The sequence below is a fragment of the Microbispora bryophytorum genome (assembly GCF_006874465.1).
Taxonomy (GTDB): Bacteria; Actinomycetota; Actinomycetes; order Streptosporangiales; family Streptosporangiaceae; genus Microbispora; species Microbispora bryophytorum.
On sequence record NZ_VIRL01000005.1, the window covers coordinates 355,988 to 369,963 of the forward strand.

Below are 13,976 nucleotides of genomic sequence, written 5' to 3' on the forward strand. Positions count from 1 at the left end.
CTCCGGCGCTCCCACCACCGGCGCCAGGCGAAGCGTTTACCCGCGCCGCCGCATGGCGTCCGGCCGCGCCGGGGAGTCTCCGATCGCACGCGAGCGCGCGGGCGGCACCCGACGACCGGGCGAGGGACGGAGACGGCGTGGACGATCGTGATTCACCGGCGGTGCGCCGCCGCGACCTGCTCGGCCTGTCCGCCGCGGCCCTCGCCGGTGCGGTGACCGTCGCGGTCCCCGCGGCGGCGGCCGTGCCTGAGCAGGAGGCGGAGGTGACTCCGCCCGAGGACCTCATGCGCGAGCACGGCGTGCTGAAGCGGATCCTGCTCGTCTACCGGGAGGGCATCCGGCGGATCGAGGCCGGCGAGCGGACGCCCGCGCAGCCGCTGAACGCCGCCGCCCGCATCATCCGCGGCTTCATCGAGGACTACCACGAGCATCTGGAGGAGAAGTACGTCTTCCCCCGGCTGTGCGAGGCCGGCAGGCTCACCGGCACCGTCTCGGTCCTGCTGCTGCAACACCGCCGAGGACGCGCGCTGACCGGGCGCATCCTCACCGCCACCCGGCACGCGACGGGGGCCGGGGCCGCCCACACCCTGGTCGCCGACATGGCGGCGTTCGTCCGCATGTACGAGCCGCACGAGGCGCGGGAGGACACGGTGGTGTTTCCCGCATTCCGTGAGGTCGTGCCCGCCAAGGAGTTCCTCCGCCTGGCCGAGCTCTTCGAGGACGTAGAGCACCGGCGTTTCGGGCCGCGCGGCTTCGAAGGCGTGGTCGGCCAGGTCGCCGACATCGAGAAGGCGCTCGGCATCTACGACCTGTCCCGCTTCACTCCCGCCGGGTGATCGGACGGACCTCGCCTGTCAGCCGGGGCGGCGGAGAGTGCGGCGCACGGCCAGGCCGCCGAGGGCCGCCGACGCGAGCGCCAGGATCCCCGCCTCGGTCCACTGGAAGCGCCAGAACCTGGACGGCGGCTGGTAGTACACCGCGTACCGGTAGCCCTTGCCGAACAGGCACGCCTGCCACGCCTCCGCGTTCTTGCCGCTCTGCCCCACGTCCACGCGGCGTGCGCAGCCGCTGTCCGGCGGCTCGGCGATCTCCCTCCCGGACGGCTCCACCCAGGCGGCTCTCACCAGCCGGGCGTCGCGGTCGTCCAGCACCACGGTGCCGGACAGCTCGACACGGGCCGGCTCGGCGTAGTGGTCGCTCAGCCGGAACAGGGTGAACATCGTCACCGTCACCCCGATCACGACCAGCGCCATCGCGGGCAGCGTACGCCGGAACAGGGCGCCCGCCGCGGTGCCCAGTGCGAACGCGTACAACCACCACGCCGCCGGCTCCACCCCGACCATGTTGAACACGCCGATGTTGCCGAACGTGGAGTCGCCCCCCGACCTGAACACCGGACGCCACAGGCTCACCATGAGCGACAGCAGCAGCCCACCCGCCACGACCGCCCCGCCCAGGACCGACAGCTTGACCGCCAGCCACCGCCACACGGGCACGGCCTGGGTCCAGGCCAGGCGGTGGGTGCCGCGCTCGTACTCGCGGCCGAGCAGCGGCGCACCCCAGAACGCCCCGATCAACGCCGGCGCCACCAGCGGCATCCAGCCGAACACCGAGTAGACCGCGTCGTAGCGCCGCGCCAGCGCCGCCGCCAGGTCGCCGCACGACAGGGCGGGCTCCGGGCAGCCGGGCCGGGCGTGTGCGCTCACGTACCAGCTCGCCTCCACCGCCGACCCCAGCAGCAGCGCCCCCAGCAGCGCCAGGAAGGCCGCTGTCACGAAGATCTGCGGCCGGTGCTGGCGCCACGTCACCCAGATCACGCGTCCACCCCCGCCAGATGCGGCAGCACCGCCGACTCGGGGCTGCGCAGGTAGCCCATGACGAGCTCCTCCAGCCCAGGGCGCCGCGCCCGCCAGCGCGGATCGAGCGGGGGCGCGCCCCTGACCAGCATGCTGACCTGCCTGCCGGTGCGGCTCGCGCTCACCACCCGCGTCCCCGCCGCCGGCACCCCGTCCGGCCCGGTGAGCACGAGATGCCCGTCGAGCAGTTCCTCGATGTCACCGCTGACCTGCAGCCGGCCCCCGTTCAGCACCACCAGCCAGTCGCATGTCTCCTCAAGGTCGGAGACGACGTGCGAGGACAGCAGCACGGTCAGCTCCCGCCCGGCCACCTCCGCCATGATCGAGCGCATCACGTCGTGACGCGCGAGGGGGTCGAGGTTGGCCAGCGGTTCGTCCAGCACGAGCAGATCGGGCCGGCTGGCCAGCGCCAGCGTGACCGCCACCTGCGCCCGCTGCCCGCCCGACAGCCCGCTCACCTTCCGCTCCAGCGCAATGCCCAGCCCGGCCAGCCGGTCGGCGGCGACGGCGGCGTCCCAGCGGGTGTTCATGCGGCGGCCGAAGGCGAGCATCTGCGCGACGGTGAAGCTTTCGTACAGCGGCTTGTCCTGTGCCACGAATGCCACCTCGCCGGCCACGCGGACGCTTCCCAGCGCGGGCTTCAGCAGCCCGACGGCCGCGTGCATCAACGTCGTCTTGCCCGCGCCGTTGGGCCCGACGAGCGCCGCCACGCGTCCCGCGGGCACCGACAGCGAGCAGTCGCGCAACACCCACGTGCGGCGGTAGCGGACCCCCAGCCCGGTCGCCTCCATCGCCGGTCTCATGCCACGCCCTCCTTCGCGGCGTCGCTCAGGACCACGGCGAACAGCGCTCGGAGGTCCTCCTGATCCAGCCCGGCCGCGCGGGCCTCGCGCACCCATGCCTCCAGACCGCGCCGCAGCCGCGTGTGCTCGGCGAGCGTCGCCCCCGCGATGCCCTGCCGGACGAAGGTCCCCATCCCCGGCCGCCCCTCGACCAGCCCCTCGCGCTCCAGCTCCCGGTATGCCTTGAGCACGGTGTTGGGGTTGATGGCCAGGCTCTCGACCACCTCGCGGGCGGTCGGCAGCTGGTCGCCCGGCCGCAGCGTACCGAGCCGGAGCGCCTGTTTTACCTGGTGAACGAGCTGCAGGTATGTCGAGACCCCCGAGCCGCGGTCCAGGTTGAACTCGATCAAGCGGCACCACCCTTTCACTATTTGAATAGTGAAAGGGTGTTGGATTCATCCGCCCCTTGTCAACCCGGTCGAAGCTGTCGCATCAAGCGAGGGCAGGCCGGGAAAGTTTCACGCGCGGGCGTGGGGGCCGCGCCCCGGAGCAGCGCGTGCTCCCCCGCCGAGCGGCGCACGGAGGCCGGCCGGTGGCGCGCGCGGCTCCCGTTGATCAGTGTGGGTCGCATGACGTACTGGGCAGGCGCGGCGCGGATCGTGGCCGTCGCTGCATCGATCGTGCTGCTCTCGCCGGCGCACCCGGCGGCAGGCGCGGTGAACACGGCGGCCCTCTCATCGAATCGGAATCCGCAGCAGGATCCCCCGCAGGAGGCGCAGCAGCATCCGTGGCAGGGGCCGCACCGGCATCCGGCGCGGCCCCTGCGCTGGGGCGACTGCGCCGGGGTCGACGACCCCGCCCTGCGCTGCGCGGAGGTCACCGTGCCGCTCGACCACCGCCGTCCCCGCGGCCGGACGATCACGATCGCGATCTCGCGGCTGCCCGCGACCGACCCGGCGCGGCGCCGCGGCGTGCTGCTCACCACCGGAGGTGGCCCCGGCGGGCCGGGCGTGCCGCTGCCGTCGAGCCTGGCACCCCTGCTGTCCCCCGAGGTGCGGGCGCGCTACGACCTGATCGGCTTCGACATCCGGTTCGTCGAGCGGAGCACGCCCATCGGCTGCGGCCAGGCCGTGGAGGAGCCCGGCGGCTACCGGGTCCGCACCGCCGGCCCCGGAAGCCTCCCCGCCGACGCGGCCGAGGCCCGCGCGTACGCGCGGGACTGCGTGCGCGCCTCCGGGTGGGCCCTGCCGCACGCCACCACGGCGAACGCCGCCAGGGACATGGACGTCATCCGGGCCGCGCTCGGCGAGGAGAAGATCTCCTACCTCGGCGGGTCGTACGCGGGGATGCTCGGGGCGGTCTATGCCGCCCTGTTCCCCGGCAGGGTGGACAGGTTCGTGCTGGACAGCCCCGTCAACCCGGACGACGCGTGGCGGCCGTACGAGCTGGACCGCACCCCGGCGTTCGAGGCCGGGACGGGCGCCTTCGCCGCCTGGACGGCCGAGCGCGACGCCGAGTACGGCCTCGGCGGCACGGCGCGGGAGGTCACCGACGCCGTCGCGGGGCTGATCCGGCGCGCCGCGACGGCTCCGATCGTCGTCGCGGGTCACGCCTGGACGTCGGGCGAGCTGGGGACGTTGCTCGTTGCGGGCATCTACGACGAGCGCTCCTTCGGGCTGGTCGCCGCGGCGTTCGCCGACGTCGCCGCCGGGCGGGAGCCCTACGTGCCGTTCCCCGTCCGCCCGCTGCCGCCCCCGGGGGTGCCCGGCGTCCCGGCCGACAACCACACGGCGACCAACATGGCCTACCGGTGCGGGGACGGCCCCTGGCCGCGTGATCTCCGCGACTACCAGCGTGATCTCGCCTCCTACAGCGCGCGCTATCCGCTGTTCGGCCCGGCCAACGCCAACATCACGCCGTGCGCCTTCTGGCCCAGGATCGCGGACGAGCCGGTGCGGCTGCCGGCCGGCCGGGCGCCCGGGGTCCTGGTGACCGCCGCGCTGCGGGACGTGGCCGCGCCGGTGGCCAACGGCCGCGCCGTGGCGGCGGGCATCCGGGGCTCGCGCATGGTCACCATCGACGCGCACACCCACGCGCCCTACCCCGCCTTCGGCGACGCCTGCCTCAACGGCCGGGTCGACGCCTTCCTCGTCATCGGGACGCTCCCGCCCGCCGACGTCGCCTGCTGACCCTCGCCGGACCGGCGGCGCGGGCGCACCCGCGCCGCCGATCAGCGGGTGAGGAGGGCGCGCAGGGCCCCGGCGACGCCAGCCGGGTCCTCCTCGGCCATGAAGTGCCCGCATTTGACCGTCGTGTGCACCAGGTCGGGGGCCCAGGCGCCCCACAGCGCCCCCGCGTCGTACCCGAGGGCGGCCCCCCAGTCCTGCTGGAGCACGGTCACCGGCATCCGCAGCCGGTTTCCCGCCTCCCGGTCCGCCCGGTCGTGGTCGGCGTCGATCCCCGCCGACGCGCGGTAGTCCGCCACGATCGAGGGCACCGCCGTACGGCAGGCGTCCAGGTAGGCGGCGCGTACGCCGGCGGGGATCGCCTCGCGGTCGAGGGTCCAGACGTCGAGGAAGTGGCCGAAGAAGGCGTCCGCGCTCGCGCCGATCATCCGCTCGGGCAGGCCGGGCGGCTGGGCCATCAGGTACAGGTGGAATCCGACGGCGGCGCCCGCGCCGTGCATCACCTCCCACATGTCCAGCGTGGGCAGCACGTCGAGGCACGCCAGGTGGCTGATCGAAGCCGGGTGGTCGAGCCCGGCGCGGAAGGCGACCAGCGCGCCGCGGTCGTGCCCGGCCAGCGCGAACCGTTCATGTCCCAGCGCCCGCGCCAGGGCGACGACGTCGGCGGCCATCGTGCGCTTGGAATAGGTCTCGCGACCGGCCTCGGCCGGTTTGTCGCTGGCGCCGTACCCGCGCAGGTCGGGACAGATCACGGTGTGACCGGCGGCCAGGTCGGCGGCGACGTGCCGCCACATCAGGTGGGTCTGGGGGAAGCCGTGCAGCAGCACGATGGGGCTCCCCGCCCCGGCGACGGCCGCGTTCAGCGACACACCGTCGGCGACCGGCACGCGAAGGTAGTCGAAATCGGGAAGGACAGGCGCCATGACGCGCCCCCCTTTCTGTGCGGGATCAGATGCCCCCAGGCTGCCGGGCCTGAATGAGCATCCGGTCAGCGCGCTACCGTGACAGGTGCCGTGACAGGTGCCGTGACCTGGAGGGGGCCGCAGGTGGGGATCGCGTTCGGAGTGCTGGGGCCGGTGACGGCCTGGGACGGCGCCGGCTGCGCGATCGCCCTGAAGGGGCCGCGGCACCGGGCGGTGCTGGCCCGGCTGATCGTCGCCCGCGGCCGCGTCGTCCCGGTCACCCGCCTGGTCGACGACCTGTGGGACGAACCGCCGGCGGGCGCGGTCGGGGCCGTGCGGACGTTCGTGGCGGCGCTGCGCCGCGCGCTGGAACCCGACCGGCCGCCCCGCACCCCCGCACGGCTGCTGGTCACCGAGGGACCGGGGTACGCCCTGCGGGCCGGCGCCGACGCGGTGGACGCCTGGCGCTTCGAGCACGCGGTGGCCGCGGATCTGTCCCCCGAAGACGGGCTCGGACGGCTGGAGCAGGCGCTGGGGTGGTGGCGCGGCCCCGCCTACGCGGAGTTCGCCGACCAGGACTGGGCCCGCGCCGAGCGCTCCCGCCTGGCCGAGCTCCGGTTGCACGCGGTCGAGCGTCACGCCCGGATGCGACTGGCCCTGGGCCGGGCGGCCGAGGCGGTGCCCGACCTGGACGCGCACGCGGCCGGGCACCCCTGGCGAGAGGAGGCCTGGCGGCTGCTCGCGCTCGCGCTGTACCGCAGCGGGCGGCAGGGCGACGCGCTCGCCGTGCTGCGCCGGGCGCGGGCACTGCTGGTGGACGAGCTGGGAGTGGACCCGGGCCCGGGGCTGCGCCGCCTGGAGACCGACATCCTGCGCCAGGCCGATCACCTCGAATCCTCCCACCTCGGCTCCTCGGTGCGCGGCACGGCCGAACGGGTGTGGGCCGAGGTGACCGCCGCGTACGACCGCACGGTCGCCTCCGGGGCGCGGGCCCGCCTTGAGTCGACCGCAGGACTGCTGCGCGACCTCGCCGTGACCGGGGGCGGCGGCCTGCGGGCGGCGCGCGAGCACCGTATGGCCGCCGTCGAGGCGGCCGAGGAGCTCGGCGACGCGGAGCTGACCGCCAGGGTGATCGGCGCCTTCGACGTCCCGGCCATCTGGACCCGGTCCGACGACCCCGGGCAGGCGGCGCGCATCGTCGCGGCGGCCGGTCGCACGCTGGCCGCCCTGGCCACGTTGGCCACGCTGCCCTCCGATCACGAGGCGGCCCGGGCCCGCCTGCTGGCCACGATCGCGCTGGAGTCGCGCGGCGACCGCTTCGGCGACGGGCCGCGGGCGGCGCGGCAGGCCGAGGAGATCGCCCGCCGCCTGAACGACCCCGCGCTGCTGGCGTTCGCGCTGAGCGGCCTGTTCATGCAGACCTTCGAGCGGACGGGCCTGGCCGCCCGCCGCGACGAGATCGGCGCCGACCTGGTGGATCTGTCCGCCCGGCACGGCCTGGTCACCTTCGAGGTGCTCGGGCATCTCATCCGGATGCAGGCCAGGTCGGCGCTCGCGGACTTCACGGCCGCCGACGCCCACGCCGCCGAGGCCGAGCGCCTGGCCGTACGGCACGAGCGGCCCCTCGTGGGGGTGTTCACCGCGTGGTATCGGGCGCTGCGCCTCGACGCGACCGGCCGGGCGACGGCGGAGGAGGCCGAGGCCGCCTACCGCGACGCCGCCGCCCGGCTGGACGGCGCCGGCATGCCCGGGATGGAGCACGGCCTGCTGCCGCTCGCGTTGCTGTGCCTGCGCCTGCGGCACGGGCAGCACCCGCCCGACGTCGAACCTGCCGATTGGGGGCCGTACGCGCCGTGGGCCCGGCCCGTGGTGCTGCTGGCGCGCGGCCGTCGCGCCGAGGCGGCCGCAGCGCTGCGCGCGCTCCCGGAACCGCCGCGCGACCTGCTGACGGAGGCCCTGTGGTGCCTCACCGCCCGGGCGGCCCTCACCCTCGGGGACCGCACGACGATGGAACGCGCCCACGCCGCGCTGCTGCCCGCGGCCGGGGAGCTGGCCGGGGCGGGCAGCGGCGTGCTGACGCTCGGCCCGGTGGCCGCGCACCTGGACGACCTCGCCGCCGCTCTCGGGGGCGCTCTCGGGGCCGAGCCGAACCGGTCGTGAGCCGGTCAGCAGTGCTGCAGGGAGGGGAGACGGCCCGCGAAGAAGGCGGCCGGAGGCACGCCCATCAGGGTGCGGAACTCGGCGGCCATGTGGGACTGGTCGTAGAAACCGGCGGTCGCGGCGAGCTGCGCCCAGCACGCGGTGTGGGCCCTGCCGCCGGCAAGCACCCGGCGCACGCGTTCGATGCGCTCGAAGCGCTTGGGCGGCACGCCGATGCCGTCGCGGACCAGATCACGCAGATGACGCTCACTGACGGCCAGCCGCCGGGCGATGACGGCGATGGGCTCGCGCTGCTGCCCCGCCTGGTCGCGCAGGGCTTGCGCGGTGGCGCGCACCAGCTCGCCGCGGGCCAGGTCCGCACTGGACCGGCCGGTGATCCGGGCCGGCAACGCCGCCTGAAGACGCTGCAGGACGCGCCTCACGTCGTCTCCCGGCCGGGCCGGCTCGGCGGTCAGCCCCGCTGCGCCATCCCACAACTCCTCCAGGTCGACGACCCGGTCGACCAGCTCGGTCATCGGGACTCCGAGCAGGAGCCGGGCGGCGCCTGGGCGCAGCCTGAACCTGAGGCAGACCGGCAAGTCCTTGCCCGCATGGTAGGAGGCGCGGGTGCGCGGCCCGGCCACCAGCAAAGCGCTGCGCCGCGCCCATGTCGTCCGGAAGATCAGCGAGGTGTCGGCGTCGGGAACGTGGACGAGCGGCGTCCGCTCATACGGCGCGCAGGCCCTTATGGAGGTGATCTCGCTGACCAGCCACCGCAACGGGCCCGGCACGGCCATCGGGAGTTCGAGAGGCACGGCCTCACGTTACCCAGCGGCGCTCGGCACTGTGACCATGCCGAAAGTTCCTATGGATCACGGCACCTGGGCTGACACGGTGGGTGACCATGATTCTTGTGACAGGTGCGACGGGCACCATCGGCAGTGAGACGGTCCGGTTGCTTGCGGCCATGGGTGAGCGGGTGCGGGCGATGACCAGGGACCCGGCGGCGATCACGCCGCCACCGGGCGTGGAGGTCGTGCGGGGCGACTTCGGCGAGCCGGGCTCCCTTGCGCGGGCGGCGGACAAGGCGGAATCGCTTTTCCTGCTCAGTGCCCCAGGGCCGCGGCTGGCCGAGCATGATGAGGCGATGCTGGCCGCCGCGTGTGCCGCCGGGGTCGGCAAGGTGGTGAAGGTGTCGGCCATCGGCACGGGCCAGAACACCGAGGTCAAGGTCGGGGACTGGCATCTGCCGGGAGAGCGGGCCATACGCGCGAGCGGCCTGCGATGGACGATACTGCGCCCGTCCAGCTTCGCTTCCAACGCGCTGCGCTGGGCCGGTCAGCTCCGCCGTGGAAAGCCGATACCGAACACGACGGGGACCGGCAGGCAGGGCCTCGTCGACCCTCGTGACGTCGCCGAAGCCGCCGTGCGGGCATTGACGTCCGACGATCAGGCGGGCAGCGTCCTCACGCTGACCGGGCCGGAACTGTTGAGCGTCCCCGACCAGGCCGCGATCCTGGGCGAGGTCATCGGACGCCGCATCACGGCCACCGACGTGCCGCTGGAGGTCTACAAGGAGCGGATGCTCGCCGCCGGCGTCGATCCCGCCTTCGCCGAGATCGCGGTCAACGGCTCCAGGATGGTCGCACAGGGGGGCAACGCCATAGTCACCAAGGACGTGGAACGCGTGCTCGGTCGTCCGGCTCGTACGTTCTCCACCTGGGCGAACGATCACCGCACCGCGTTCGCCTGAATCCCGGGGCCGGAAGACCTCAGGACTTCCGGCAGCTTCGCGGACTATCCGCGGCCGCGGCGGGGGCGCGGGCTGCGGGTGGAGGCCCGGCCCGCCGCGGAGGCCGGGCCGGCCTGCGGGCCCGACCAGTGCGCCGGACGGGTGAGGGCCGGGGGCAGCTTCGTGGCGTCGTCTCCCCTGGCCGCGTTCACCTGGGCCTGGGTGAGGAAGACGCTCCCCGTGAGGTCGGCGCCGCCGAGGTCGGCCCCGCGCAGATCCGCCCCGATGAGATCCGCGCCGCGCAGATCGGCCCCGCGCAGATCCGCGCCGATGAGGTAGGCGCCCCTCAGGTTGGCTCCGCGCAGGTCCGCCTTCCTGAGCCGGGCGCCGATGAGGTCGGCTCCTCTGCGGTCGGCGGCACGATCCGCGGCACGATCGGCGGCACGGCCCCCGGCCGACGCCCGCACCAGCTCGCTCGTCCGCAGCAGCAGCACGTTGACCTTCTCGCGGTGGGCGGCGACGTCCACGCCCAGCAGGTCGTCGGGAGTGCCCATGGTCAGGCGTTCGGTCTCCTCGAACGCGCCGCGCAGCTCGGCGTGGATCGGGCGGGTCTCCGGCAGGGACATCGCCTCGTCCAGGTACCACAGCAGCTCGTGCAGGTGCCGTACGACGGGGAAGACCTCGAACATCCGTGCCGCGGTCCGCGGCTCGTCGCGCCAGCTGCGACCAAAGGTGACCTGCGAGACCTTCTGCCCCGCGCCGAAGCAGTCGTAAACGGTGCAGCCGGGAAAGCCGCTGTCCCGCAGACGTGAATGGATGCCGCAGCGGAAGTCGTCCCGCAGGTTGGGGCACGGCCGCCCGGCGTCCTTGCTGATCGCGAAGTCGGCCGAGGCGGCGAAGGGCAGCGCGACACAGCACAGCCCGAAGCAGTTCGCGCAGTCGGCCCGCAGACCGGTCCGTGCACCGCCGGAGTCGGCCGGGGCCTTTCCACGAGTGTCCCCGCGGTCGTGCGTGTCGGGCAATGTGCCTGATCTCCTCGTCTTGCCTGGCCGTGGCGCTCGCCGTTCCGGCGTCCAGTCAGAACGTATCCCACCGAACGAGCGCCGGGCGCCCGGCCTCCGCCGAGGGAGGCCGCTCACGTGTGTGAAGCCCGTCGCCCAATCTTCCGTCGCCGAGCCGAGCCGGCATCCGGGCGGGCGCGCGCCCGGATGCCACTGGTGCCTCCGGTTATCAGCGCGCTCGATCCCCTGCGCGGGTCCCTGGCCGGGCTCGTGCGGTCTCTGCGCGGTCTCTATGTGGCTCTGTGTGGCCGCGACGGTCATCTCGGCTGGTCGTCACCCGGTTCACGGAAGCCCGCGACGAAGTCGGCAAGGTCGCGGCGGCGCGCGGTCGCCGGCCACACCGCCCAGGTGCGCCGGATCAGCGGGTGGCCGACCAGGGCCGACCACGCGACGGCCGGAGGGAGCGGCTGCGGCCACCTCGGCGGTGCCAGTGCGAAAGCCCTGCCCGCGCTCACGGCGGCGAGCTTGACCTCCGCGATCAGCTCCTGACCCTCGGGGGCGGCGGGACCGAGATCCAGGCCGTGGCTGCGCAGGATCGCGGTCAGCTCGTCGAACCAGGCAGGGCTGCCCGAGCGCGGGAAGCCCACCCATTCCAGCCCGGTGAGCGCATCCAAGCGGATGCCGCCGGGACCGCGCAGCTCGGCGGCCTGCTCGGCGGCGAGGAGCACGCCGAGCTTCTCCCTGGCCACGAGCATCGCGTCGAACTCGTGCCCGGCGGGGCGCTCCCGGAGCAGGCCCACGTCGAGCTCGCCGGCCTGCAGCGCGGCCAGCTGCGCTGCCGTGGACAGGTGGCGAGCCTGCGTACGGGTGCCGGGATGGGCCACCGCAAGCCGGTCCAGCGCCGGTCCGAGCAGGTCGGACGGCAGCTCAAGGGGAATCCCCACCCGCAGGACCCCGCCGTCCCCGCTCGTGTACGCGGCCATCGTCCGCAGTGCCCGGTCGTGCCGGGCGAGTACGGCTCGCGCCTCTGCGAGCAGGGTCACCCCCTCTTCGGTGAGCCGCACTCCCGCGCTGCTGCGGACCAGCAGTTTCACCCCCAGCCGGCGCTCCAGCATGCCGACAGTCTGCGACAGCGCGGGCTGGCTGATGTGCAGCCGGCGCGCCGCGGCCGACATGCCACCCTCCTCGGCCACCACGACGAACACCCGCAGTTCCCGCAATTCCACGCCACCCATGGCATCACACCTGGCGGGAGCGGCGCGACGCGCTCCCTGACGTCAGGGCCGGGAGGCTCACCCGCTCCGCGCTCCGGGGACGGCCCCTTTCGAGCGCGGTGCCGGCCCCACACCGGTGGTGGCGACCGCGCCGGGCTGCCGCTGTTCACCCGCGACAAGCGCCGGACCGCGCTGACGGCGGCCGGGGAGCAGCTGGTCGCCGACGCCGAACTGGTGCTCGCCGGCGAGGAGTCACTGCGCATCGCCGACCTCGCCGACGAGCATCTGCTCCAGCATCCGGACGCCGTGCCGGAGTGGAGCCGCGTCGCCCCGGAGATGCGCGAGCCGCGCCAGGTCCCGGCCGGTACGGCGGAGCGCACCGTGGAGGAGAAGCTCGAACTCGTGACCACCGGCCGGGGGATCAGCATCCTCCCGGAGTCGACGGCCATGTACTACCAGCGGCCCGACGTCGTCTACGTCCCCATCCTCGACATCCCGCCCAACGAGGTGGCCCTCGCCTGGGTGTCGGGCCGCCGCGACCCGCTCGTCGCCGAGTTCGCCGCCCTGGCCGCCGGTATGCCCCGACCACCTGGGGTATCGACACCCGAAAGGGACGGCACGGCGAATGGGGGCGACCGGGGATGAGGCGCAGAAACTCCGTGGAGATCGTGCACGACTTCTGGCGGACGGTGTGGAACCCGCCGTACGACGTGGAGGCGATCGACCGGTTCGTCGCCGAGGACTTCGTCATCACGACGGGCGGCGTGGACGTCGTCTCCCGCCAGGCGTTCAAGGAATGGGTCGTGGCCTTCCAATCGAAGATCACCGATATGCGCCTGGAAACCGTCGAGACGTTCCAGAACGAGGACGGCAGCCGGGTCTGCTCACGGTGGATCCTCACCGGCGGGAACAACGGCGTCCTCGGCACGCCACCGAGGCAGGAGCCGATCCGCATGACCGGGACCGCCGTGTGGGCCGTCGCCGAGGACGGCACGCTGCTGCACAACTTTGTCGAGCGCAACGCCTGGGAGGTGTACCAGCACCTCACCGGGGGCGCCGGCACGCCGTTCCCGGACTGACCGGCGATGGCCCGGAAACATGGCGGAGATTCCGGCGCCCTGGCCGGGGGCCGTCTCGGTCGCGAACTTCCTACACACGCCGCTGACATCGACCTGCGAACGCACCAGCCTCTGGTACGGAGCCGCGCCAAGCCGGCTGCGATGTTAATCCGTACGATCCGGTGTCCGGCGCGCACCGGATCGTCGAGGACGGGATCTTCCTCTTCGGCACCCCGCAGCGGATAGGAGCGGCCTTGGGCGAATACGAGCGGGCGGGCGTGGACGAGGTCATCCTGAACACCGCCGGGGTGCACATGACCGAGGGATGCCATGCCGCCGTCGAGGACGCGGCGGAGATTCTTGATGGGCCGCCGTGACTGAGACCCTCATTCCTCGCTGTGGGTCGCACCGGCACCGGATGCACGAGTCTCTCGGCCGGTTTGGCCGCCATAGGGAGCGTTCTCCGATGCAAAGTACGGGCCGCCCCTGGCATCCGTGGCGGATCCGCGGGCGGTACTCCCGCTGAAGAGTGAGCATGTGAGCGCTTGAGAATTGAGCTCGCCTCGCGGCGCCCCGTGCCCTGGGGGCAGGCCGCCCTTAGTCGCAGGGTTACGGCCGAAGCGAACCCTACAGATGCCCCATCGGCGCACTGGCCAACGAGCTCGCCTGCCGCTGCGACGACGCCCGCCAGTCTCTCGCTGCCGTCTTCGCCAGGTGGCAGGGATTACTCGCGGACGGTCTCACCCGGATGCGGGAAAGCGGCGAGCTCGACCCCGGCGCGGATCCCCGGGAACTCTCCGTCGCGGTCATCGCCGCCCTGCAGGGCGGCTACCTGCTCGCCGAGACCATGCAGGGCGAACGGCCCCTCATGGTCGCCCTCGACATGGCGTTGGGCCAGGTGAAAGGCCACGTCAGGACATGTGCACCCGCTTGACAGAATCGGGCAAATAGCATCAAAGTGGACGGAATCGTCCAAGTCTTCCTCGAAGGTGCCGGCCGTCCACGGGTGCGGCAGGAGAATGGTGAGACCGATGCCGTCTCTGCACTCGCTGCAGGCGCGCTACACCACAGCGGTGACGATGCTGTTGCTCCTGCTCACGGCCCTG

General features: G+C 73.6%; 15 protein-coding genes. 8 read left to right on the top strand and 7 right to left on the bottom strand.

Annotated elements, in window-relative coordinates:
* Positions 1 to 137 precede the first annotated feature (137 nt).
* Positions 138 to 836 carry a hemerythrin domain-containing protein gene (locus tag FLX07_RS13655; protein ID WP_142571115.1) on the top strand — a complete coding sequence of 233 codons (699 nt, stop codon included), beginning with the start codon at positions 138 to 140 and terminating at the stop codon, positions 834 to 836.
* Positions 837 to 854: 18 nt separating this feature from the next.
* Here FLX07_RS13655 and FLX07_RS13660 read toward each other — a convergent pair whose 3' ends face one another.
* The 3 genes from FLX07_RS13660 to FLX07_RS13670 are packed head-to-tail and all read right to left on the bottom strand — an operon-like array spanning position 855 to position 3,048.
* Positions 855 to 1,817: an ABC transporter permease gene (locus FLX07_RS13660; RefSeq protein WP_142571116.1), complete on the bottom strand. Its 963-nt coding sequence runs from the start codon at positions 1,815 to 1,817 to the stop codon at positions 855 to 857.
* Complete coding sequence (locus FLX07_RS13665; protein WP_142571117.1) at positions 1,814 to 2,659, bottom strand: ABC transporter ATP-binding protein; 846 nt, start codon at positions 2,657 to 2,659, stop codon at positions 1,814 to 1,816. The genes FLX07_RS13660 and FLX07_RS13665 overlap by 4 nt, the downstream gene beginning before the upstream one ends.
* The gene (locus FLX07_RS13670) at positions 2,656 to 3,048 is read right to left on the bottom strand and encodes a GntR family transcriptional regulator (RefSeq protein WP_142571118.1); all 393 of its coding nucleotides are present in this window, start codon (positions 3,046 to 3,048) and stop codon (positions 2,656 to 2,658) included. The genes FLX07_RS13665 and FLX07_RS13670 overlap by 4 nt, the downstream gene beginning before the upstream one ends.
* Positions 3,049 to 3,267: 219 nt before the next feature.
* Between FLX07_RS13670 and FLX07_RS13675 the strand changes: the two genes are divergently transcribed.
* Complete coding sequence (locus tag FLX07_RS13675) at positions 3,268 to 4,827, top strand: alpha/beta fold hydrolase (RefSeq protein WP_142571119.1); 1,560 nt, start codon at positions 3,268 to 3,270, stop codon at positions 4,825 to 4,827.
* Positions 4,828 to 4,868: 41 nt separating this feature from the next.
* Here FLX07_RS13675 and FLX07_RS13680 read toward each other — a convergent pair whose 3' ends face one another.
* Positions 4,869 to 5,747, bottom strand: a complete 879-nt coding sequence (locus tag FLX07_RS13680; RefSeq protein ID WP_142571120.1) for an alpha/beta fold hydrolase — start codon at positions 5,745 to 5,747, stop codon at positions 4,869 to 4,871.
* Between the two features lie 90 nt (positions 5,748 to 5,837).
* Here FLX07_RS13680 and FLX07_RS13685 point away from each other — a divergent pair, with 90 nt between their 5' ends.
* Positions 5,838 to 7,886 (top strand): AfsR/SARP family transcriptional regulator, encoded by a 2,049-nt coding sequence (locus FLX07_RS13685; protein ID WP_373292492.1) that lies wholly within the window; start codon positions 5,838 to 5,840, stop codon positions 7,884 to 7,886.
* Between the two features lie 5 nt (positions 7,887 to 7,891).
* Here FLX07_RS13685 and FLX07_RS13690 read toward each other — a convergent pair whose 3' ends face one another.
* Positions 7,892 to 8,680, bottom strand: coding sequence for an AraC family transcriptional regulator (locus FLX07_RS13690; RefSeq protein ID WP_208762200.1), 789 nt, complete (start codon positions 8,678 to 8,680; stop codon positions 7,892 to 7,894).
* A gap of 89 nt (positions 8,681 to 8,769) precedes the next feature.
* On the opposite strand from FLX07_RS13690, the gene FLX07_RS13695 reads away from it, so the two are divergent.
* Complete coding sequence (locus FLX07_RS13695; protein WP_142571121.1) at positions 8,770 to 9,618, top strand: NAD(P)H-binding protein; 849 nt, start codon at positions 8,770 to 8,772, stop codon at positions 9,616 to 9,618.
* 44 nt (positions 9,619 to 9,662) lie between these two features.
* On the opposite strand, the gene FLX07_RS13700 is transcribed toward FLX07_RS13695, so the two are convergent.
* On the bottom strand, positions 9,663 to 10,547 hold the full coding sequence (locus FLX07_RS13700) for a pentapeptide repeat-containing protein (RefSeq protein WP_223854382.1): 885 nt from the start codon (positions 10,545 to 10,547) through the stop codon (positions 9,663 to 9,665).
* 368 nt (positions 10,548 to 10,915) lie between these two features.
* A complete protein-coding gene (locus tag FLX07_RS13705) occupies positions 10,916 to 11,833 on the bottom strand; it encodes a LysR family transcriptional regulator (RefSeq protein ID WP_142571123.1) in 918 nt (305 codons plus the stop codon).
* Between FLX07_RS13705 and FLX07_RS38395 the strand changes: the two genes are divergently transcribed.
* From FLX07_RS38395 to FLX07_RS13725, 4 genes are all read left to right on the top strand, one after another.
* A complete protein-coding gene (locus FLX07_RS38395; protein ID WP_268239465.1) occupies positions 11,747 to 12,457 on the top strand; it encodes a LysR substrate-binding domain-containing protein in 711 nt (236 codons plus the stop codon). The genes FLX07_RS13705 and FLX07_RS38395 overlap by 87 nt on opposite strands.
* On the top strand, positions 12,454 to 12,891 hold the full coding sequence (locus FLX07_RS13715; RefSeq protein ID WP_142571124.1) for a nuclear transport factor 2 family protein: 438 nt from the start codon (positions 12,454 to 12,456) through the stop codon (positions 12,889 to 12,891). Before FLX07_RS38395 ends, FLX07_RS13715 begins: the two co-directional genes overlap by 4 nt.
* Before the next feature lie 161 nt (positions 12,892 to 13,052).
* A complete protein-coding gene (locus FLX07_RS13720; protein ID WP_142571125.1) occupies positions 13,053 to 13,247 on the top strand; it encodes a hypothetical protein in 195 nt (64 codons plus the stop codon).
* Between the two features lie 263 nt (positions 13,248 to 13,510).
* Entirely contained in the window at positions 13,511 to 13,804 is a 294-nt protein-coding gene (locus FLX07_RS13725) for an LmrA/YxaF family transcription factor (RefSeq protein ID WP_142571126.1), read from the top strand.
* Positions 13,805 to 13,976: the final 172 nt, after the last annotated feature.